At 52.2% G+C, this 22,271-nt stretch carries 17 protein-coding genes; 10 read left to right on the top strand and 7 right to left on the bottom strand.

Annotated elements, in window-relative coordinates:
- Positions 1-15 precede the first annotated feature (15 nt).
- The gene (locus Pla144_RS17030) at positions 16-3,639 is read right to left on the bottom strand and encodes a S8 family serine peptidase (protein ID WP_146451898.1); all 3,624 of its coding nucleotides are present in this window, start codon (positions 3,637-3,639) and stop codon (positions 16-18) included.
- A gap of 517 nt (positions 3,640-4,156) precedes the next feature.
- Between Pla144_RS17030 and Pla144_RS17025 the strand changes: the two genes are divergently transcribed.
- Positions 4,157-5,902 carry a serine/threonine-protein kinase gene (locus Pla144_RS17025; protein WP_146451897.1) on the top strand — a complete coding sequence of 582 codons (1,746 nt, stop codon included), beginning with the start codon at positions 4,157-4,159 and terminating at the stop codon, positions 5,900-5,902.
- A 5-nt stretch (positions 5,903-5,907) separates the two neighbouring features.
- Here the strand turns inward: Pla144_RS17025 and Pla144_RS17020 are convergent, their stop codons facing one another.
- Both Pla144_RS17020 and Pla144_RS17015 read right to left on the bottom strand, forming a co-directional pair.
- Positions 5,908-6,102 carry a hypothetical protein gene (locus tag Pla144_RS17020; RefSeq protein WP_197530765.1) on the bottom strand — a complete coding sequence of 65 codons (195 nt, stop codon included), beginning with the start codon at positions 6,100-6,102 and terminating at the stop codon, positions 5,908-5,910.
- A 68-nt stretch (positions 6,103-6,170) separates the two neighbouring features.
- Positions 6,171-6,995: a rhomboid family intramembrane serine protease gene (locus Pla144_RS17015; RefSeq protein ID WP_146451896.1), complete on the bottom strand. Its 825-nt coding sequence runs from the start codon at positions 6,993-6,995 to the stop codon at positions 6,171-6,173.
- A gap of 186 nt (positions 6,996-7,181) precedes the next feature.
- Between Pla144_RS17015 and Pla144_RS17010 the strand changes: the two genes are divergently transcribed.
- From Pla144_RS17010 to Pla144_RS16990, 5 genes are all read left to right on the top strand, one after another.
- Positions 7,182-8,243 carry an ABC transporter ATP-binding protein gene (locus Pla144_RS17010; protein WP_146451895.1) on the top strand — a complete coding sequence of 354 codons (1,062 nt, stop codon included), beginning with the start codon at positions 7,182-7,184 and terminating at the stop codon, positions 8,241-8,243.
- A gap of 91 nt (positions 8,244-8,334) precedes the next feature.
- Complete coding sequence (locus tag Pla144_RS17005) at positions 8,335-9,150, top strand: ABC transporter permease (protein WP_146451894.1); 816 nt, start codon at positions 8,335-8,337, stop codon at positions 9,148-9,150.
- An 86-nt stretch (positions 9,151-9,236) separates the two neighbouring features.
- On the top strand, positions 9,237-10,058 hold the full coding sequence (locus Pla144_RS17000; RefSeq protein ID WP_146452016.1) for an ABC transporter permease: 822 nt from the start codon (positions 9,237-9,239) through the stop codon (positions 10,056-10,058).
- An 11-nt stretch (positions 10,059-10,069) separates the two neighbouring features.
- Positions 10,070-10,753 carry an FAD-dependent oxidoreductase gene (locus Pla144_RS16995; RefSeq protein ID WP_146451893.1) on the top strand — a complete coding sequence of 228 codons (684 nt, stop codon included), beginning with the start codon at positions 10,070-10,072 and terminating at the stop codon, positions 10,751-10,753.
- 20 nt (positions 10,754-10,773) lie between these two features.
- Complete coding sequence (locus tag Pla144_RS16990; protein ID WP_146451892.1) at positions 10,774-12,939, top strand: prolyl oligopeptidase family serine peptidase; 2,166 nt, start codon at positions 10,774-10,776, stop codon at positions 12,937-12,939.
- Between the two features lie 78 nt (positions 12,940-13,017).
- On the opposite strand, the gene ispH is transcribed toward Pla144_RS16990, so the two are convergent.
- The 3 genes from ispH to Pla144_RS16975 form a co-directional block, all read right to left on the bottom strand.
- Complete coding sequence (gene ispH / locus Pla144_RS16985; protein WP_146451891.1) at positions 13,018-13,950, bottom strand: 4-hydroxy-3-methylbut-2-enyl diphosphate reductase; 933 nt, start codon at positions 13,948-13,950, stop codon at positions 13,018-13,020.
- A gap of 98 nt (positions 13,951-14,048) precedes the next feature.
- Entirely contained in the window at positions 14,049-14,264 is a 216-nt protein-coding gene (locus Pla144_RS16980; protein ID WP_146451890.1) for a hypothetical protein, read from the bottom strand.
- Positions 14,265-14,483: 219 nt separating this feature from the next.
- A complete protein-coding gene (locus tag Pla144_RS16975) occupies positions 14,484-15,545 on the bottom strand; it encodes an EF-hand domain-containing protein (RefSeq protein ID WP_146451889.1) in 1,062 nt (353 codons plus the stop codon).
- A gap of 270 nt (positions 15,546-15,815) precedes the next feature.
- On the opposite strand from Pla144_RS16975, the gene Pla144_RS16970 reads away from it, so the two are divergent.
- The 4 genes from Pla144_RS16970 (at position 15,816) to Pla144_RS16955 (ending at position 21,413) form a co-directional block, all read left to right on the top strand.
- Positions 15,816-16,271, top strand: a complete 456-nt coding sequence (locus tag Pla144_RS16970) for a hypothetical protein (protein ID WP_146451888.1) — start codon at positions 15,816-15,818, stop codon at positions 16,269-16,271.
- A 350-nt stretch (positions 16,272-16,621) separates the two neighbouring features.
- Entirely contained in the window at positions 16,622-17,725 is a 1,104-nt protein-coding gene (locus Pla144_RS16965) for a hypothetical protein (protein ID WP_146451887.1), read from the top strand.
- A 186-nt stretch (positions 17,726-17,911) separates the two neighbouring features.
- Positions 17,912-18,931 (top strand): hypothetical protein, encoded by a 1,020-nt coding sequence (locus tag Pla144_RS16960; protein WP_146451886.1) that lies wholly within the window; start codon positions 17,912-17,914, stop codon positions 18,929-18,931.
- A gap of 277 nt (positions 18,932-19,208) precedes the next feature.
- Positions 19,209-21,413, top strand: coding sequence for a carboxy terminal-processing peptidase (locus tag Pla144_RS16955; RefSeq protein WP_197530764.1), 2,205 nt, complete (start codon positions 19,209-19,211; stop codon positions 21,411-21,413).
- A gap of 43 nt (positions 21,414-21,456) precedes the next feature.
- Here the strand turns inward: Pla144_RS16955 and Pla144_RS16950 are convergent, their stop codons facing one another.
- Positions 21,457-22,263 (bottom strand): MBL fold metallo-hydrolase, encoded by an 807-nt coding sequence (locus Pla144_RS16950; RefSeq protein WP_231936416.1) that lies wholly within the window; start codon positions 22,261-22,263, stop codon positions 21,457-21,459.
- Positions 22,264-22,271: the final 8 nt, after the last annotated feature.

The raw sequence follows: 22,271 nt of genomic DNA, 5'->3' as shown, positions 1-22,271 counted from the left end.
ACTCCCCAGTAATGCTCAACTACCAATCTGTGTAAACAGATAGTCAACCGCGTTGAGATCAACCGTGTCTGTTCCCCCGTTTTCAAAGTGAGCTTGCACACTTTCGAAACCGGTTGCAAGGTTTCTAAAGTTCGTTCCCGTAAGTCGAGCAAGATTCCCTTCACCATAGAATAGATCATTGCCCGCTGAATCGAACAAGTCAGCGGTGTCGTTCCCTCCAGCAGTGGCATATGCGTACACGCCATCGAAACCTTCAACGTAATTGTAATAGGTTCCTGCCTGGTCACGCATGACTCCATGGGAAGCGTATCCACTGAAGATATCATTCCCCACCGAGTCATATAGGGTGGCGTAGTCAATACCTCCTGCGGTGGAATAAGCTCTTACTGAGTCAAATGATTTGGCATAGTTGTAGAACTCTCCCGTCAAGCTCCGCATCAGTCCGTACGTAGGCCCAGAGATGAAGCGGTCGTTCGTCGCACCATCATATAGAAACGCTTCGTCAAATCCGAGACTAGCATAGCCAAATACTTCGTCGAAATTATCGGCATTGTTCTGGTAAGAATTATTGACAGCTTGCATGACTGCGGTGGTGGGAGTAGCGGTAAACTGGTCGTTCCCTGCCGAGTCGAACATTTGGGCACTATCAAACCCTTGCGAAGCATAGCCAAAGGCCTGCTTGAATCCCAACGCGTTGTTGTAAAACCCATCCCCGGACAGAATCGCTCGATCTGAATAAGCTCTGAAAAGATCGTTCCCGTTGGAATCGTAGAGATGGGCCTGATCTGTTCCACCGTTGATGCTATAAGCATAATTTTGAGCAAATCCGCTGACTGTATTTGAGAAGGTACCCACACTATCTTCCATGCGACTGTAGTCGCTTCGCCCCGTAAAAATGTCGTTGGCAGTCGAGTCGTAGAGGGTGGCGTAATCAAACCCCCCGTTTGATGATATCGCCGAGACCGAGTCAAAGCCATTGACATAATTCAAGTAAGAACCGATTGTGCTTCGCATAAAGGCAGAGGTGCTCTGCGCGTAATACCTGTCATCGGTCGCTCCATCGGTCAGATAGGCTTCGTCGCTGCCAAGGCTTGCATATGCGTACACTGTGTCAAAGCTATCAGCTTGATTAAAGTAAGCACCGTTTGTTGCCTGCATGCTGCTTGTTACTGGTCCGGCATCGAAGCGGTCATTACCAGCCGAATCGAAGTGAAAAACTACGTCATTACCTTGAGAAGCATATCCGTAGGTGGATTCAAATCCAGCGGCAAAATTTAGAAAGCCTGTTCCCGAGAGAATCACCCGATCAGAATAAGTTCGGTAGAGGTCATTTCCTGCCGAGTCGTACATATTGGCTCGGTCCACCCCGCCAGAACTGGCGTATGCATAAGTTTGGGAAAAATTGTAGGCCGAATTCTGGTATCCTGTTCCCGACATGGTTACGTGATTCGAGAATGTCTCATACAGATCGGCCCCAATCGAATCGTAAATATACGCGATGTCACCTCCACCAGCCCCGTAAACGGTCGAGTTTTCTACGCCTGATGCAGCAACTTGATAGCCGATCCCTATAAGAGTTGTGGATGAGGAGGCGATAATCGCCGTCTCTTTGGCGTTTGTTCCGGTTAGTGCTATCGTATCTGTCCCACTTCCGCCATTGAAGACTATGTTCGTCACTGCAATTGAAGCAAAGTTGTGCGTCACACCGTTTACGACAACCTGATGTGTGCTGCCTGCGGAAAATGTGAAAGTGTCATTGCCGGCAGTCCCTTTAACATTGACCGTCGTGCCCGTCACCGAGACCAAATTACTTAGTCGATAGTCGACATTGCTGTTGGTTCCTTGAACACAGACGAAGAACTCTTCACCCGCGGTTGCCAAGGCATCGACTCGCGTCGTGCCGTTGACGGCATTGCCGGTGGTTACCAGTTGCAGGTTAGAATCGTAGAGTTTCAGATTTACTTGTCCGCCCTGTGCGGCAAATGCACCTTCAACTGTCAAGTATCCTGCTTGACTGGATTGGACGCGATACCAACTCTCTCCTGCCACAGAGAGGCCGTTGAGTTGTGCGTAGGAAACGGTTCCCCAATCGGTGTAAGTAAAGTTGTTGCTGGATTCGAAGAACGCATTGAGATTGTAATGTCCTAGTCCGCCACTGGACGAGAAGCCGACTGTGTAAGTCTGTCCGGCAACTACGTCAAATGAAACCTCTTCACCTTGATTGCCAGTGACAGTGCCCGTGGCACCCGAAACCGTCCAAGCTGCCTGTAGCTCGTGGGTCATCCCGTTGGAGTCGAAGGTGACCGTGCCATTGCTGCCGGCGGTGAATTTAAAGTAGTCGATATCGTTGAGCGTGCTGATGATTCCGCTCTGGCTTGCGGTGGTCGTAAGCGTTCCCAAGTTGAAGGCTGTAGCCAAGGTTGAGCCGTAGTCGTCCGCCGGCATGAGTGCATCGATGGCCGCTTCGAGGTTCAGGCGTTTGAATGTTAGGTTGGTGGCCGAGTCAACAAACGAAGTTGCGGTCGCCATCATGTGGTTGTAGATAGTGTCCTGAGTTATCCCCGTGTAACCAGAAAATTCCATGGCCTGGCGGATGAGAACGCTTGCTCCGGCGATGTAGGGTGAAGCCATGCTCGTGCCGGACATGTAGGCATAGTCATCGTCAATGCCGTTGTTATTTCCCTTGTAATCAGGGACCGTACTGCGGATCGAGGAACCCGGGGCGGCAATCGCGCGAACATCGCGTTGGCTATATCCGGCAAGCGAACCATTGTCATTGACCGACATCACTGGCACCACGGAAGGGCTGGCGGCAGGATATCCCAGGCCGGGTGCATTGTAGGTAGCATAGGCATTGCCAGCAGAGACAGCGACGAAAATACCATCCGCCTTGAGCAAGGCAAACTCGTCTTCCAAAGTTGACCAGACGGGGACGGTAGTGGAGTTCCAAGAAGCAACTCCTAACGACAGGTTGATCGCGGTGATAGGATTCTCGAAACTATTGCGATTGAAGTGAACCCACTGCAAGGCACTCTCGACCCAACTGAAGTAGCCGGCACCGGAGTCGTCGAACACTCGCAAGCCGACCAAGTCCACTCCGGATGCTACGCCATGATCGCTGCCAGCATTCCCTCCTACGATCCCGGCGACATGGGTTCCGTGTCCACCGGCAGTGCCATCGTCGTAGGGATTGGCATCATTCTCGGTAAAGTCATAGCCACCCACAACTCGATAATTTGCTCCCAGACCTCCGCCGAGGGCAAAATGGTTGTAGGCGATACCACTATCGATGATTGCGACGGTTTGGCCTTTCCCGGTGAAGCCGTAGTCGGCTAACACTTGATTGAGGCCAGTTGTAGTGTGGGCACTGGCGAGCGTTTGCTCGATCTCGCCAATCTGCTCAGAAATCGTATATGGATCCGTGGGATCAATCCAGAAATCCGGACCCGTATCGAGGTGATGCTCGATTGGCGGTGCCTCTTCCACCAATTCGTGATGAACGATTGTTTCGTCAAAAGAGTGGTGGACGATCCCTTCGCCAAGCAATCCACCTATTGGATCAGCGGACATGACCCGGCGGTCTTCCAATGTCTCTAAGTGGCCCTTCCAATCGAACTGCTTCATAAGTGGCTTGTGCATTCAGTGGTGCCTCGTCAGCAACTCGTTTGGATAGCTGCCTGACAATCAACGCGCGAAACGTGATCGCAGACACAAGCAAATGAGTTGATATCCAGATTGGATGAACCGATGTTGTGGTCGCCGAGGAGAAACGACCTGGAAATGAAAAGTGGTGAAAAGCATGTGTGAGCCGAAGGGAATCACACTTAAAGCCTAGTTCATAAAGTCCAGGCCTAGAGGAAACTTTTCACAACAAGGCAGTCCGACCACCGACCGGGTCCAGTTCCGAGGTTCCTTCCGCAGAGCATGTTGCTGGCCATCCACTTTGCCGCTGAACGCGCTGGTTTTGGGCAACATCTTGTTGCACCTTTGCATCACCAAGTTACTAGTACGCTGTCCGGTTCAATCCGTTCGGGAGGGGGCCAAATAGCCGGACTTTTCTCATAGCCAGCATTCGCCCCTGCCCCCGAAAGGCCATCTGGAGTACCATGATAGGAATATCACTCAGCAACAGGACATTGTCCAGCAGTGAAAAAACATGGATCCAACAATCATCAATTCCGCCCCTCCGTCTGCCAACTCGCCGAGTCCCGACTCACCCAGTCTCGATTCGCCCAGTTATGCCGAGACGATTGAGTCGCCACTCTCGCTCCTAGAATTGTCAGATGCGACGCAGCCAAATCTGCGGGTTCCGGTTCGGCGAAATATTGCCCTGGTGGAGGGTAGCGCACCTGAATTAACCCAGGAAACACTGGATGTGTTGCGAGATCGGTTGCGGATAGTGTCCCTGCTTTTGTGTGGGGGATTTGCGGTCTTTCTGGCTAGGGCCATACTGTCGCCGACGCAGTATTTTGCCAGCCATTCGCTGACAACCCTCTGGTGCCAAGCCGGAGTGACCGCTCTGCTGGCATTGATAGCACAACGGATGTGTACTCGTTGCGATTTCGTGGTCAAGCATTTGCGTCTCACCGAATTGCTCGTCTTTGGTGCCCCTGCGTTGTTCTTTTTGTTATTGAACTACGAGCAACTTATCCAATGTTCGGAGTTAACAGATGGCCATTCGCATATTCCCAATATCACTGGAGTTTGGCTGCTGCTGATCTTCACCTACTCGGTTTTCATCCCCAACAGATGGCAACGTGCTGCGGTTGTGCTGTGTCTCATGGGCCTGGCTCCATTGTTGATGCTTTTGATTGTGTACTTCAGTTCACCTGCATTTGCGGAGTTGAGCCATATGGCACCCTTTCGAGGTGTATTTGTAGAACAGACGCTGGCGATACTTCTCATGGTCGTAGTGGGTACTGTCGGGGTAAAGACGATCGGCAATCTGCGGCAGGAGGCCTTCGCCGCCAAGCAACTTGGACAGTATCGCCTGCGGCAAATGCTGGGGAGCGGCGGCATGGGCGAGGTGTATCTGGCTGAGCACCACATGATGAAACGACCATGTGCGATAAAGATTATTCGCCCCGAAAAGACTCGCGATCCCAAGGTGTTAGCCCGTTTCGAGCGCGAGGTGCAAGCCACCGCCAAGCTCTCGCACTGGAATTCGATCGACATCTATGACTATGGTCGTACCGATGATGGTACTTTCTACTATGTGATGGAATTTCTGCCGGGCCACAACATTGGCGAAATGGTGAGTAACTACGGAGCCATACCTTCTGGTCGGGTGGTGTACTTGATGAAGCAGGTCTGCGACGCACTCGCTGAAGCTCACTCTCAAGGGTTGGTCCACCGTGATATCAAGCCAGCCAATATCTTCTGCGCCTACCGAGGGGGACAGTTCGACGTAGCAAAGCTCTTGGATTTCGGACTCGCCAAACCGACCAAGGAAGCCGATGACGTGGAATTGACCCAAGAAGGTTCGATTACCGGTTCGCCGCTCTACATGTCACCCGAACAGGCGACGGGCACTACTGAGGTCGATGAGCGAAGTGATATCTATTCGCTCGGGGCGGTCATGTATTTGATGGTAACCGGGCATCCACCGTTTGATTACCCTCAGCCAATCAAAGTGCTGATTGCCCACGCCAGCGAAGCCCCCGTCGCACCGCGGGAATGGAATTCGTCAATTCCGGTTGAACTCGAAGAAATCATTCTCCGCTGCCTCGAAAAACAACCAGAGGATCGTTTTCAGACCGTTGATGCTCTCCGAGACCAGTTAGATCAAGTCCCGCTGAATGAACCGTGGTCAAGCCGTGAGGCGTCCGATTGGTGGAACTGCAATGGGTGCCCCAAACGGAAGAAGCTCGCCGCGGAGCTTGTCGAAATGGCTGCTGGATAGAGTGCCTAGGATAGTTCACCCGGCGTTCGAGTCATGGCAAAGTAAATGACGTAAAACCAGGTGAGTACTCCAGCCAGAATCGCCCACAGAATCGATCGGTTTCGCTGCCAGGAACAAACGACGGCAATTGCAGAACCCAGGCCAATTCCTGATTGGGTAACTGTGTGTGTGGCCTCGGTAACCATATGAGCTAGGAGCATTGTTTCCTCCGTGTCTGTGCTAATTATCTCAAGCCGAATTGTACGGCAATTGATCCGCAGAACGCAACCTACGAACTAGCAGTCACTTCGACGACATGCTCATGATCCTGAATGTGCTCAGGACAATAACAGCATTGTCCATCACACTTGGAGCAATAGCGGAACGAAGTCTTCGGCGACGCATTGCTGTCGAGGCCACAGATGCGGCACTTGTGAACGGGGGCCTGACCAGCTTTTTCAGTTCGGGCTTGGTAAGAGCGACGGCGCTCTGCTTGCTTCAAGTCTCGCCAATGATCGCGGCCGAAAAATACCAGGTAGTTGAACACGGAGGCGACAATCAACAATCGCTGCATCCAGTCGCCGACGACTATGCCATAACCCAAACTTATCCACATCAAGAGGGCAAGCCATTTGATTTGGATTGGCAAGACAAAGAAAATGTTGATAACGAATTTTGGGAATAATCGCGCGAATGCCAAGAAAACTGTGCTGTACAGAAATTCGTTGCTGGCAACTTCTAAGGCACCGAATCGCCAGGCCACGAACGCAGCGAGAATATTGGCGATGAGACCAATTAATAGGAATACATTGTAGCGAGAAGCCCCCCATTGGTTCTCAAGAGTCGTGCCGCATAGATAAAAGATCATCCAATAGAAGAACGCCCATATCATGGCCATTTGTGGTGGGACAAATGCGAAAGTGAATAGTCGCCAGACTTCGCCCTGTAGCACCATGCCTGGATCAAGATAGATTTTTGCGAGAGCGTCAACTCCGAGATTGCCACCTGCCCTGGCCATCTGCACCAAATACAATAGCGCCTGACCAGCGATGAGGATCACAGTCAGGTTGGGGATGGCCCAGGGGCGTAAGAGAGATTCGAGGCGCTTGAGCATAGGTGGTGGGTGGTTCCTGGATGGTGGCTGGTGGTTCGTGGAAAGCGAGCATCTAGTTTAGACGTGGAACGACTATTGACCAACCGCCATTACCCAACCACTGACCACCAACCACAAGCACCAAGTACCAACTACCAATGAGAGGCTCTGTCCGATGAGGGAAAGAGGGCCTATAATCGCTAACCTATGAACGCCATCGAAATTCGCCAGCTCCAGAAGTCCTACCGCGTCTATCAGAAAAACGAAGGGCTGATGGCCTCCGTCCGAGGGCTGTTCCACCGCGAGTACCGTGAAGTGGCCGCTGTGAAGGCGATCGATCTTGACGTAGAGCAGGGTGAGTTTGTGGCCTTTCTAGGACCCAATGGCGCTGGAAAGACTACGACTCTCAAGTTGCTCTCCGGCGTAATCAGCCCCACGGGGGGTGAGGCCCGGGTGCTGGGGCACGTTCCATGGCTCCGAGAAAATGACTATCGCCGCCGCTTTGCCCTGGTAATGGGCCAGAAGAATCAGCTCTGGTGGGATCTCCCGGCGCAGGAATCATTCACACTCCACGAAAAAATTTATCGGATCGAACACGACAAATTTGTGCGGACTCGCGATGAGTTGTGTGATCTGCTCAATGTGGGGCACCTTCTCGGTCGCCCGGTCCGCGAACTCTCGCTGGGCGAGCGGATGAAGATGGAACTGACTGCCGCACTGTTGCATTCTCCAGATGTGTTATTCCTCGACGAACCAACCATTGGTCTGGACGTGATCGCACAGCACAACATTCAGAAGTTCTTGAAGTTCTATCAGCAGGAGCGGAAAATTACGATTTTGTTGACAAGCCACTATATGAAGGACGTGGCTGCTCTCTGCAAGCGGGTAGTAATCATCGCGCAGGGAGAAATCATTTACGATGGTTCACTGGCCGGGATTATCGACAAATTCAGCGGCCACAAAATCCTCTCGCTGCTTTTTTCGGATGGTCGAATGCCGAGCGACCTAGCCCGCTATGGTGATGTGCTCGAGATAGTCGAACCAAAAGCCAGATTACGAGTCGATCGCGGGAAGATTTCGCAGGTACTTTCCTCGGTGCTGGCGAACCACACGCTTGAAGATATCAGCGTGGAAGATCCTCCCCTGGAGGAAGTGATCGCCGAGTTGTTTTCGCACTCAGCCGAGGAGAGCGAGCGAGGAAAGACGGCCGAGGAGATACGGAATGGGGAAATGCGAACCGCGGGGGTAAGCGAGCGGAGCAATAAATGAGCTTCGAGTTTTGAGTCGCGGGTGAATAATCTATTTGCCCGTAACTCGCGCCTCGAAACTTGAAATTTTACAATTCGATAACTACCTAAATATGCTTGCACGTGCTGAAACTTGGTGGACGATCCTGAAGATCTGCGTCGAAGAACGCCTGGTCTATCGGGGGGACTTTGCGCTGGGGACCTTGATGCGGTTTCTCCCGATCGTAACGCAGATTTTTCTGTGGACGGCGGTGTTCGCGTCAGCCGGCAGCGGTCTCATCAAGGGTTTTACTCGCAACGACATCGTGGCTTACTATCTGCTCACCATGCTCGCACGCGCCTTCTCAAGTATGCCAGGGTTAGCTTCAGGAATTGCCCGACAGGTGCGGGAAGGGGAAATCAAGAAGTTCCTCGTCCAGCCAATCGACCTGATCGGCTATCTGCTGCTCGCCCGTATCGCCCACAAGGTGGTTTACTACTCGGTTGCGGCGGGGCCGTTTGCCTTGGTCTACTATATCTGCCGAAGTTACTTTCCAGGGTGGCCGCCAACTGAGGTGATGGTCGCCTTTCTGTTGTCGCTGGTGCTGGCTTTCTTGCTCGGCTTTTTCCTGGAAGCGACGATGGGAATGATTTCCTTCTGGTTTTTGGAGGTTTCTTCACTGCTCTTCGTTTACATGTTGTTTACATTCTTCTTCTCCGGACACATGTTCCCTTTAGAAATATTGCCAGAACCATGGAGGACGATCGTGGATTTCCTGCCGTTCAAATACATGGCCTATTTCCCGGCAGCGGTTTTTTTGGGCAAGGTGCAGGGTACGGAATTGGTTCACGGCCTGATGATTCAGACTGCGTGGGTATTGGGGTTTATCGTGCTGTGTCGCATGACAATGCAAGCTGGTTTCAATCGCTACAGCGGGTATGGAGGCTAAATGCAGCGATGAGTAACGAATAAGGCGTGGTGAATTTGCAATTTCTTTTGCCCATCACTCCTAGCTTTACACTCATCAATTCACTCATGTCCCATCATCCTTCCTATCTTGGTGTATTCCTCACGTTTGTCCGCAACAGTTTGGTGCGGGATATGACGTTCCGCGCGAATTTTTTGATCGACACGTTCTCGTCGATGTCGTGGATGATCATGAACCTGGGATTCTACGTACTCGTTTATCAGTTCACACCGAACATTGCCGGCTGGGGCAAGTTTGAGTTCTTTGTATTTATCGCCACGACGATGTTCGTAAACAGTCTGGTACAAGCGTTCTTCATGCCGAACGCCGAAGAACTTAGCGAACAAGTCCGCACGGGAGGACTCGACTTTGCCCTGCTGAAGCCCATTGATACGCAGTTTCTGGTTTCACTTCGGCGGATCAGTTGGTCGTCGCTAGGAAACTTTTTCGTTGCGATGTTGCTACTCTTTTATTCCGTTCCGCGAATCGAAGGGCTCGAACTCTCATTCTGGCAAGTACTGCTGTATCCCGTGTACATTTTGATGGGAGTCCTGATCTTGTACAGCGTTATGATAGCCTTGGCGGCGACAAGTATTTGGCTCGGGCGCAATCAGTCGCTCTACGATTTTTGGTTCTACATCACGAACTTCTCACGGTATCCGATGGAGATCTACCAAGGAACCTGGGGCACGCCTCTCAGGCAATTGTTCACTTTTGTGATCCCAATTCTGGTGGTGATTAATGTGCCAGCCCGACTCATTGCCAAACCATTGTCTTGGGAACATTCGTGGCTGGCGGCCTTCGGAGTGGTTGCTACATTGGGTAGTTTGCTGGGGAGCCGCTGGGTCTTTAAACGGGCTCTGTGGAGCTACCGTAGCGCGAGCAGCTAGGGAACTGATCAATGGACGACGATTCTCAACCACGGGTAGTGATTCTGGGAGCCGGGCCGATTGGGTTGGAGACGGCACTCTATGCCCGCTATCTGGGGTACAGCGCCGAAGTGATTGAACGGAGCGTGCAACCAGCGCAGAGTATGCATGATGCTGGTGAAATCTTGCTGAATGGCTCATTCGGTGAGCATGCTTCCACTTTGGGAGTTGCGGCGCTCAAGGCGCAGGATTCCAAGTGGCATTGTCCGGCAGGTTCGGCGAAGCTCTCAGCCTCGGAGTATTGTCAGTGTTATCTTAGGCCCCTGGCTGAATCAGATTTGTTAGCGGACTCGCTGCACCTGGGAATGGAAGTCCAGAGAATTAGCCATGACGATGAGGATGGATGGCGGATTAGCTGCCATAGTTCTAGCGGACACGAATCGGTTTTCACTTCGGAGGTTGTGCTCGACATTTCAGGGACAGACAGCGATCATTTTGTCAAAGTCGAAGGAGAAGACCAAGTTGACGAGTCGACCGAGCCACTGAGCTTTCTCAATCCGGCCCCAGATTACTACGTCTTAGGGAGCAAAAGTCGCCAGTCCAGTTTTGAATTTCGATTCGTTGAGGGTCTAGCGCAAATACGCGAGCTATTCGCCATACTCGGAGAGCGAGAAGACCTGGATGTTTATACTACAATGCCGCCGATTGCAGGATAGTTTCAAAGGAGAATTTGTATATGGAATGTTTGAGAAATGCAGTGATTGTGGCGATGGTGGCCTCATCTTGGGTGGTCGTTGATATTTCAAATGCAAAGGAGTCGAGGTTGGTGTATCCCGATGCGAGGCGAGGGGATCAGGTAGACACATTTCACGGTGTCGATGTGCCGGATCCTTATCGCTGGATGGAGGAGGATGTTCGAACTTCTGAGGAAGTGGCTGACTGGGTGGCTGCTGAAAATATAATTACTCGCAAGTATCTGGATGGAATTCCCGAGCGGGGTGCCATCGAAGAACGACTCACAAAGCTCTGGAACTTTGAACGCTTCTCAGTGCCCACGAAGACTGCGGGAAAGTATTTTTTTCTGAAAAACGATGGCCTACAAAATCAGGCCGTACTTTATGTGGCTGACACCGATGATGGCGCAGGTCGCGTTCTGATTGATCCGAATCAATGGTCAGAAGATGGAACGATCTCACTAGGCTTCATGGCAGAGAGTGATGACGCCAAGCATCTGGCCTACGGTCGCAAAGACGCAGGATCCGATTGGTCGACGATCTATGTGATGGACATCTCCACGGGAGAGCAACTACCCGACAAACTCGAATGGACTCGTTGGGGTGGCATCCAGTGGAATGCTGTGGGGACTGGATTTTTCTATACCCGGTACCCCGAACCGAAGGCCGAAGAACAACATCAGGCTCTGGCGATCAATCCAGCAATCTACTTTCATCAGCTAGGTGATTCGCAGTCAGAAGACACGCTCGTCTACAAGCGGCCTGATGAACCGACCTGGAGCTTTGAGATACGTCGATCCGACGACAACCAGTTCTTGGTACTCATGATCTCGCGTAGCACGGATCCGCAAAATCAGGTTTTCTTTCGAAGGGTGAATGATTCACTCGACGCGCCTTTTCGACCGCTTGTCGAGGATTTCGAGAATCAATTCTGGTTCCTGGGTAATGTTGATGAACAATTGTATTTCCTCACAGATTTAGAGGCTCCGACAAAACGAGTCGTTGCGCTCGATGTGGACAGCCTGGAAGGGGGCAAGTCGATCCGCGAGCAAATGACCGAAATTGTTCCAGCTACAGAAGCAACACTTGAAGGTGTAACTCTTTTCGAAGATCAAATCGTTGCCAAGTACCTCAAAGATGTGGTCTCACAAGTAATGGCGTTTGAGCTCGATGGGACGCCGATGCATGCGATTGGACTACCAGGGATTGGCTCCGCAGACGGATTCTCAGGGCGCCAAAGCGATTCCGTGACATTTTTTTCGTTCACGAGCTATGTTGCCCCGGCGAGCATATTTCGACTCGATCTCGAGACCGGCAAGAGCACGTTGATACGCCAGCCGGAAGTGGAGTTCGATCGTTCTCTCTTTGAATCGCGTCAGGCTTTCTACACAAGCAAAGATGGCACACGTGTGCCCATCATCGTATCGCATCGAAAGGGCTTGGAACACAATGGGCAATTGCCGACGCTGCTCTATGGCTACGGTGGGTTCGACATTTCTCTCTCGCCATATTTCTCGGTAGCTTATGCCACTTGGATGGAGATGGGAGGTGTCGTGGCCGTGCCAAATCTGCGAGGCGGGGGGGAGTATGGCGAAGCGTGGCATCAGGCGGGAAAGAAATTGAAAAAACAGAATGTATTCGACGATTTTATTGCGGCAGCCGATTGGTTAATTTCAGAGAAGTACACTTCAATGCCCAAGCTGGCGATCATGGGGGGGAGCAATGGTGGGCTACTTGTGGGAGCAGCCCTCACTCAACGGCCAGATCTGTTTGGTGCTTGCCTGCCGGCAGTGGGGGTATTGGACATGCTCCGCTATCAAAATTTTACCGCCGGGCATTTCTGGCGTGACGAATACGGAACGGTCGACGACCCCGACGAATTCCGCGCATTGCTGGCTTACTCACCCTATCACAACGTTCGACCAGGAACCGAATACCCTGCTACGATGATTTTAACCGCAGATACCGACGACCGTGTCGTGCCGATGCACAGTTTCAAATTCGGTGCGGCACTCCAATCAGCCCAAGCGGGCCCGGCGCCAATCCTCATGCGGATCGAAACGCGTGCTGGTCATGGTGCGGGAACTCCGACAACCAAGAAGATCGAAGAAACCGCCGACTGTTGGGCATTTCTGTGGAAGAATCTGGGGATGAGTGCAGGGGAGTGAGTGCTTTCGGCGACACAGTCAGCTTGACGAGAATTCCGCAATCGACCTCAACGAGAAACGGCGTCGAGACGAAACCCGCTAACTCGAAACCACTCGCAATTCGCGCGGCAGGGGAAAGGACACGTCCTCTGTGCGGAGGGAATGGACTTCGACGGTGGCATGAAAATGCTCTCGGAGGAAATCCAGCACCGCTTCGACGACCACTTCAGGAGCGCTTGCTCCAGCGGTTACGAGCACGGTTTCGACATGTTCGAACCAAGCTGGGTCGATGTCTTGGGCACCGTCGATCAGGTGGGCCGTCACGCCGCGTTCGCGGGAGAGTTCAGCCAGCCGCTGGCTATTGGAGCTGTTCTGACTACCTAGGACCAAGGTGAGGTCAACCGAGGAGGCTAAGACAGATACTGCCTCCTGGCGATTCTGGGTCGCGTAGCAGATATCGTCCTTGGGAGGGGATACAACCTGGGGAAATCGCTCTCGGATGCGCGAGATAATGCGGTTTGCGTCGTCGACACTAAGCGTGGTTTGTGTGAGATAGGCAACTTTGGACTCGTCGGCGACATCGAGTTGGGCGACATCATCGGGAGATTCTACGAGTATGATGGCTTCCGGCGCCTCGCCCATCGTTCCAATCACTTCGTCATGCCCTTCATGGCCGATGAGAAAGATCGTGTAGCCAAGGTTGGCATACTTGATGGCTTCGAGATGAACCTTAGTCACAAGTGGGCACGTGGCATCAATTGTCCTCAAATTGCGTCCTCGAGCTAATTGGCGGACTTCTGGAGAGACGCCGTGAGCAGAAAACAAGAGCGTTGAACCCTCGGGCACATCAGTCAAGGAGTCTACGAACACCACCCCCTGAGAGCGAAACCGGTCCACAACGTACTTGTTGTGGACGATTTCGTGATACACATAGATGGGGCCCGGTAGCGACTCAATTGCTAGCTCCAAGGCCTCAATCGCCATATTTACCCCCGCACAGAAGCCGCGTGGGCTAGCCAATAATACCCGCATTCAGTCGATACCTGGGGTTTGGGGAAGGGCAGAGTTAAAACTCCACTCATCATAACCGCAGGGTGGTTCGCTCGACAACTTGCCTGCAAGAACGCCACTCAGCGAGGCTTGCGAGATGCCTGTTGCCAGGTATCCCGGAAGTAGGGAATCTTGTGCTTGTCTGTGGCCCCATACCGCGTCTCCAAACGCTTGAGAGCCCGATTCAACTTCAAGCTGAATTCAAACAGGGCGTGACCGTCAACGGTTACCGGAGGTAACTCGTGACGCGAGTCAGCCGAACTGGGAGCCGGTGTGGGAGATTGTGAATTTGCCATTGTTTGCCTCCTCTTGACCGGACTTGCCGATCGTGCCAGGGACCTTGACCTGTTCCGCCGATCCCTCGTGCCTAAGGCGAACTATCCAGCTCGCGTGCCTTAATTCCATATTACGCGAGACACGCAAAAAGTGTTCACGGTTCAGGCGGAAAAATCGATCTCATTACATGCCAAGCGGGAGAATGGCGAGAATGTAACGCCCTAATATGAAGAAATCGTTTAGTTTTTGGGGCGTATGGAGGAATTCGTACGATCTTCGTTGGTTGGACGAGAAGCTTTCGCAGAAACGCTTTGTAACATAAGTAACTGAGACAGTTCCTGGTGATTCAGGAGCCCATCGCCATTGGAATCGACTTTGTCAAACCGCTCGGCAATAAATGGGGGCGCCTCTCGACGCGTGAGTTGCCCATCGCCATTGCGGTCGGCGCGTCGGAGTAGTTGGGCAACTCGCCTGGCTGACTGGGGACGCACGGGTTTATTTGCTGTCATTTTCGCCGCTTGTCCTCTGAAACTTAAAAACTCTTCCTCGGTGATACGTTGGTCGCTATTGTGATCGGCCCGCTCGAGCATCTCCGCGAAGCGTTCCCGCGGACCTTCGGGTAAATCAGCAATCAGAATCACTCCGTCTCCGTCCTGATCCAGTCGGGCAAAAAGGGCTTCTGCGTTGTCAGCACTCGCTAGGGCTTGGCCGGGCTCTACATTCTTGCGCAGACGCTCAACCATGGCGTGTTGTTGATCCGAAAGGAGCGACAATTCCAGCTCGACATCAATTTTCTGTCGTTGGGAATATCGCAACGCTTGTTGGGCAAAACCTGGAGACTGTTGTTGGAGTTGCCGCACACGAAATTGGCTGGAGTCCTTGGATTTGAGTTGCTGTTGAACTTGATCATAAAAGGGCTTGAGATGGGGAGGAACTTCCTCGGCTTTGATGGTTAGGTCGGAATTCTCATCCATCCAAGCCAAAATTAAAAGCAAAGCATCAGCACCGGGGAACTCGGCATTGCCCTTCTCAGTCAGCGGTTTTTCGGGACGTGTCGGAGAAATCCCTTCGCGAAACTCCTTAGCCGAAAGCAGCCCGTCAGAGTTTGCGTCGGCAGTTCTCAGGAGACGTCGGAAAAGAGTTGCGTGCTCGTCGGGTATCTCGGAAGTTGCGATTTGGCCGTCGCCATCCGTATCGAGCCTTGCAAATAGATCGGATTCTGCATTCACAGGGCTTGTCGACAACGCGAGCGCAAGGAGTACTGCGACAATTGCCCGAGTTCTAGTGGGGTAAGCTGGCATGCGATTGAATGTAAAAGAATACTTGCTTTGGGGAGCCTATGCGGCAGAACTGCTATCATACCAAACCCCGCTATTCATGGTGAAGTTTCGCATTTTCTCGGCTTTGCACCGATATTTGAGCATCTACCAGATTCATCGGTTCGCAATGGGGAAAACCACTCTGGACGCTGTTTGCGAGATTTGGAACACTTCCCTCCCAGATTAAGGCAAAGGGAAGGGGGCCCTTGGACAATTTCGCACACTCCGGCCTCAGGATGGGAGTAGACCGGCATGACTTATCCTCGATTTTTGACAATGACGTCCCTAGGCGTTGCGCTAACTCTCGGACAATTAGCGCAGGCTCAGATACTGAACTCGCAACCTAGTGGCACACATAAGTCCGTGGGTGGAGCCCCACAAATGCATCAGGACTCAGAAGTTCGCCAATCCAGTTGGCCATCGATTCCTCTGCCCAAGATTACCATGCCAAAAGTCTCCATGCCCAACATGTCCTCTCTAACAAATCCAGTAAAATCAGGATTTCAAAAGGTGAGTTCAGGCACCAAAAAAGCATGGGAAGGGACTAAGGAGATGTTTACCTTCGGTGGTGAGGAAGCGCCTGCTGCCCAGAATTCTTCCCAAGAGAAGCAAGGATTCTGGAGTAGTATCTTTTCGTCGGAACCTGAGCAACCCAGTGGCCCACAAACAGTGGGTGAGTGGATGGCACAACCACGCCTTGAACACTAAACGGCCTCTTGCGGCGTAGAGATGATTCAGGGGTAAACCGGGAGCAATATGCAAAAGCGGAATTGGACAATGGTTGTTGCTCTTCTGGCGTGGAATCTAGTGACTGGTTGCACCAGCTGGCAAAACTCTTCACCGCCAGGGCTAGGCAATTGGAGCAATGAACGCCGAACACTCCAGGAAGCCAAGAACGATCCCTTTCCTTCCCCTGGGCAGGTCGGAATCAAATAATCGGGCTCCCTCGCGTCCACTCATTGACAGCGATCTCCAGCCGGCAGTAGTAGAATCGGCATTCTCGGAGTAAGATGTAAGATAATGCGGACTTCTCCCGCTCACTCCGTCTTGAAAAAACTATGAAATCTGATTCCCCTTTTCCCAAACTCCCGTCCCTCGGCGAACTATTGAACCATCCGACCGTGGCCCGGGTGGTCAAGCGGGTGAACCAAACCACGATTGCGCAGCGCGCAACCGGCTTCTTGGAAGAGTTGCAGACAAGCATTCTTCAACGTGCAGACGGGGGGAGTGTGCCGTCGTTGGGCCAATTGGCAGAACGGTTGGCTAGACGCCTTCTGGGCCCTGCCGAGTTTTCTACCCCATGCGTCAACGCATCAGGAGTTCTCCTGGGAGACCGGTGGCCGGCTTTGCCACTTGCGGAGGCGGCAGTGGATGAACTCGTGAGAATCACCACCGAATATCTGGCTCAAGATCCCACTCTAGCTGAAAGAGCCACTGCAGCTCTTGTGGAATCCACAGGCGCAGAGAGTGCCTGGATCTCACATAGCTTTGCCGTGGCCGAGAAGACTGCCCAATCCGTCGGTGGCAAGGTCGTGGTCTCACGTTATGCAGGACTGCTGAACCCAGGCGACTTCGGACTGGCACATTTCGAGACCATTCCTCGGCGACTGGAAGAGGCGGACATGGTTGTTGTCGACGGGGCGGGACTACTCGGTGGTCCCCCTTGCGGGATCGTGTTGGGCAAACGCGTAAAGATTGACGAGTGCATTCGCCATGCTCCTGTTGACGAGTGTTCCGCCAACGATCTAACCCTGGCAGGACTCTGGGCCACGATGAACATCTATCAATCTGGCGACCGTGTCATTCACCATTTACCGCTTTGGCAACTCCTGACGACTCCGTTAGGCAACCTCGAACAACGCGCGCAACGCTTGGCCACTCTGCTCGCGGCAAGTAAACGAGTTGCTTCAGCCCAACCAACTCAATGCACTTCCGTCTGGTGCGAATCCGAAGCAGTCCGCCTGGCCGACGCTTCCTGGGCAATAGTGATTCAACCCGCCGAGGAATCAGGCGAAGACCTCGCCAGGGCATTTGAAGAAGCGACACCGCGCGTGATTTCTCGCCAGCAGCAAGTCAAGCAACAGAGCAACGAGTTGTGGCTCGATTTACGCGGAGTCTTTCCCCGCTGGGATCAGCATCTTGTGGCCGCGTGCGATTCGTAGTGCACTGGTCCTCCGTTGCGACAAATTGAGTCTTTTTGTGATGAAGTCCGCCGGTCCCAGGGACTAGTAAAGATCGCATTAGCAATTATTATGGGTTCTTCGGACCTCTGTACGTGCAGCTGGTATCCGTCATGTTATTGACTTTTCGAAGATAGCCTTTTCTAACCGACACTTGGAAGTCCTAGATTGCTGAAGCTTTATTCCACAACGATTGGACTCTTGGTGCTATGCGGGGCGATGACTCCAATCGCCACATTGCATGCCAAGGAAAAGCTTCCCGCTGAGCAGGTGTCGGCCGGCACTTCGGCCGCTGAAACTCGTCTTCAGTTGAATGCAAGATTGGAAACAGCATCAGAGACAACGGCATCGAAATCGGAGTTATCGCGCAATCCCCAACCTACACCTGCGCTTCCTGAAGGGGAGCAGGCGACGACAACCCCTTCCTCGAACGCATTGCCGGAGACACCTCAAGAGCAATTCGCATTTCCCGCCAGCCATCATCCTTGGGCAAAGTTTCCAATTGGTTCTTGGCGAGAAATTGAGATCGTCACCGAAACATTTGACGAATCAGGAAAAGTGTATGGCCGCAGTGTCACCACGCAAAAAGAGGTCTTAAAGGCCCTGGCTGACGACAGCTATGTGCTGGATATTCAAGCGACTGTCAACGTATCAGGAAAGCAGATTGTCGGACCCGTGAATACGAGGATATTAAGGCTCCTGACAGATCAGTCCGGAGTCGTGTTCTCGACGACTCGATCAGATGACGAAACAATCTTGCTCGACGACCAATCCTTCAAATGCCAGGTATGGGACGTGCTCTACGGTGAAGAAACTCGGAATCTGCGAGATCGCCTTTATTACTCTTCTGAATTATTCCCGCATATTCTTCGTCGGGAGACATTTGAAGTGACGGAGCATCTGCCAGTCGAAACACTACCTACAGATATTTCCAGCGTGGTCGCACGAAACATTCCCCTTCCAGTCGATAACCAAATCATTCCGTGTGTCTGTGAAAAGACTACTCGCCTGCGCGATAAAGGGGGCATCCAGATCATCCGTATGGTGTCTCCGAGTGTCCCTGGCGGGGAGGTCCAGAGTTGGTCCACGGATTTCAATGCCAAGTCCGAACCGAATCGCTGGAGTGTGCAAAAATTGCTGAAATTCGAGGTGAACACCACTGGAGCAGACCACGTAGAAAGCAAGTGAAGTGGCGATTCTTGCGGAGCGCTGCGACGCGATTGCAGGCCCGAATTGGGCCTGATTGTAGTGCCGGAAGTTGTTATATAGCTAAATGTTGCGGCTTCTGGGCTTGGACGTCGATCTTGTCCGCATTGGAACTGCCTTGTACTATGACAACAATCAAAATTGGCATTAGCCTATCTGCGTCTGTTCGCCAGGAATGCAATCTCTACTGATTCACCAGGCATATCAGAATGACCAGACGTGGTAGTTTATCTGGCGTAACAATAAGAGAGGGATGGACATGTTATTTGACGGAGAGCGTTTCGGTCTGTCGCGGCAATCACGCAACATGGTGTTGGTCCTGTTAGCCATTGTCTGCTCAGTAGTAGGCTTGTCGGTTCCGACCGTCGTTGCCAGACCAACCGACCCCACACGGGTAGATCGCCACATAGCAATCATGGTTGCTGCCTTGATGGATCGCAGGCATCTCTCCGAAATGCAAATGAACGACGAGATTTCTCATCGTGCCCTTGACATGTTTCTCAAGAGCCTCGATCGAATGAAGTTATTCTTCCTCCAGAGCGACGTCGATGAATTCATGGCTGAACGGGACAATCTTGATGATTATGTGAAAGCGGGCGACGTGAGGATCGCAAAGCGCATTTTTGATCGGTTTCTTGAACGTGTGAACGAGCGAGTCGCTGTCGCACAAGAATACATTGATGCTGAACATGACTTTTCTCTTGATGAAACCATGATCCGAGACCCAGAGAAATGGGACTACGCGAAAACCGAAGAAGAACTCAACGAGCGGTGGCGCAAGCGTGTGAAGTACGACTTGCTACTGGAAATAGCTGACGAGGTGCCTCATGACGAGGCGGTAGAGAAACTACACAAACGTTACCGAGGCATCCAACGAAACTGGGAACAGCACAGCAACGACGAATTGCTGGAGGACTTCCTAACGGCGATTACCACCAGTTTCGACCCCCATTCCAGTTACATGTCACCGAGCAATTTGGATAATTTTACAATCCAAATGCGACTGGAACTGGATGGCATCGGCGCGTCCCTCGAATCTAAATATGGTGAAACGATTGTCCGCCGGATTGTTCCCGGGGGTGCTGCTGATAAGGATGGCCGCCTGAAGATTGAAGATGTCATTGTTGGTGTTGCAGAAGGCAAAGAGGGTGAATTCGTCGACATCGTCGACATGAAGATCAACGATGTCGTTCAATTGATTCGTGGAAAACCGAACACCATTGTTCGTCTCGAGGTCATGCCCGCCGACAAATCAGGGCGCAAGATCTACGATATAACTCGTGCTCGGATTGAACTTAAGGACAGTGAGGCAAGAAGCGAAATCCTTGATCGCCCTGTAACCATGCCGAAAGCTGACGAACCCACTGTTCCCGGTGATCATACACACGTACTAGACTCGACTCCCCTAGTTAGTGAGCCCGTCGAAGAGGTAACGGGGAAGATCCTGGAACAGCAGAAGGGACCCAACGGTCCTGCACGTCGCATCGGCGTGATAAGTCTGCCGAGCTTCTACATGGACATGGAAGGCCGTCGTGCTGGCAAAGCCGATTTCAAGAGCACAACTCGAGATGTACGCCGATTGCTTGAAGAATTTAACCAACAGAATGTCGATCTGGTCGTTATGGATTTACGTTTTAATGGCGGCGGTTCTCTTCCTGAGTCCGTGGAAGCCACCGGCCTATTCATCGATAAGGGCCCTGTGGTCCAAGTGAAAGGTCCAGATGGCCGTGTGCAACCCTATCCCGACGAAGAAGCAGGTGAAGTCTGGTCGGGACCACTAATCGTTCTAATCAATCGGTTTAGTGCCAGCGCCAGCGAGATTTTTGCCGGAGCGATTCAAGATTACGGTCGCGGTCTTATTATCGGAGACAAATCGACCCATGGAAAAGGAACCGTTCAACAACTATTTGAACTAGGAACGCAGATTTTGCCACTCCAAGAGGCTCCCAATCTTGGTGCCCTGAAGATGACCATTCAGCAGTTCTACCGACCTAGTGGAGACAGTACCCAAAACCGAGGCGTCGTTTCTGATGTCGAAATTCCCTATCGCACAAGCCATTGGGAAGGGATCGGCGAGGCTGATTTGGATTATGCCCTGAAGTTCGATCAGGTCGCTCCACAGCCGCATGACAACTATCGTGCTGTGACGGCCCCGATGGTTGAGCAATTGCGTCAACGTTCGGCCGCACGTGAAGCCAAGACGGATTTCTTTATCAAGGAAGACCAGAAGATAAAGGAGATCGTCAAACGTCAGCAGGAGCCGACCGTAACTCTCAATAAGGAAAAATTCCTCGCCGAGCGTGCGGAAGTCAATTCCGATAAAGATCAAGAAGAGATGTTTGAGAATTTGGAAAACAATGATCGGCCAGTGTTTCCCATGACGCCGTACAATGAGGAAGTCATGGCGATCGCTCTCGATTATCTGGAACTCCTGAACGAAGCCAATGTTGCGTTGGCAAAGTAGTGCAGTGAATCAGATTGATTTCCGTTGAAGTCAGTCAGTCGCATTAAACTAGTGGAACTTCTAAGCCATCGTAGGCTAGCTCCACACCGTCAGGGAGTCTTGCGCTGACCGTGGCGTGGTCCAGCTCGTGCGAGATGTGCGTCAGCAGTGTCCTGCGCGGAGCTAGTTCTTCTGCGATCGCCAATGCTTCATCAAGACTTAGATGGGTTATGTGCGGCTTCAGCCGCAGGCAGTCAAGGATCAACACGTCCAAATTACAAAGTCTTTCCTTACTCTCTGCCGGGATGTAATTGGTATCGGTGCAATAGGCTACGTCGCCAAAGCGGAAGCCCAGCACTTTACAATGAGGACCGTGTTCCAAACGGAGGGGAACTACCGGTGTGTCTAGCACTTCAAACGGTTCGAGTCCTATTCGCTCCATCCGCAATTGAGGAACTGCCCCGGCGTGCAATCCGCTGGAGTCCTTAAAGGCATAGTCGAACGACTTGCGGATTCGTTCTTCCACCTGCAACTCGCAGTAGAGAGGAACTGGGCCTCCTAGATAAAACTGCATTAGTCGCAGATCATCGAGCCCAAAGATATGGTCTGCATGTTCGTGAGTGTAGAGTACCGCATGAACGATGCCAATTTGCTCCCGCAGAAGTTGCATTCGCAGGTCGGGCGAAGTATCGATCAGCAGATTTCCTGAATCGAGCCCCAACACCAAACTGCAACGGGTCCGTTTGTTGCGCGGATCTGAGCTTGCACAAACTTCGCACGCACATCCGATAGCCGGTACTCCTACCGACGTACCGGTCCCGAGGAAAACCAATTGGCCTCGGATATCACGACTTATTGGCAAACGTGTCAATTGAATGG

It is taken from the genome of Bythopirellula polymerisocia (assembly GCF_007860015.1).
GTDB lineage: Bacteria > Planctomycetota > Planctomycetia > Pirellulales > Lacipirellulaceae > Bythopirellula > Bythopirellula polymerisocia.
This window is presented reverse-complemented; position numbering and strand designations above follow the sequence as displayed.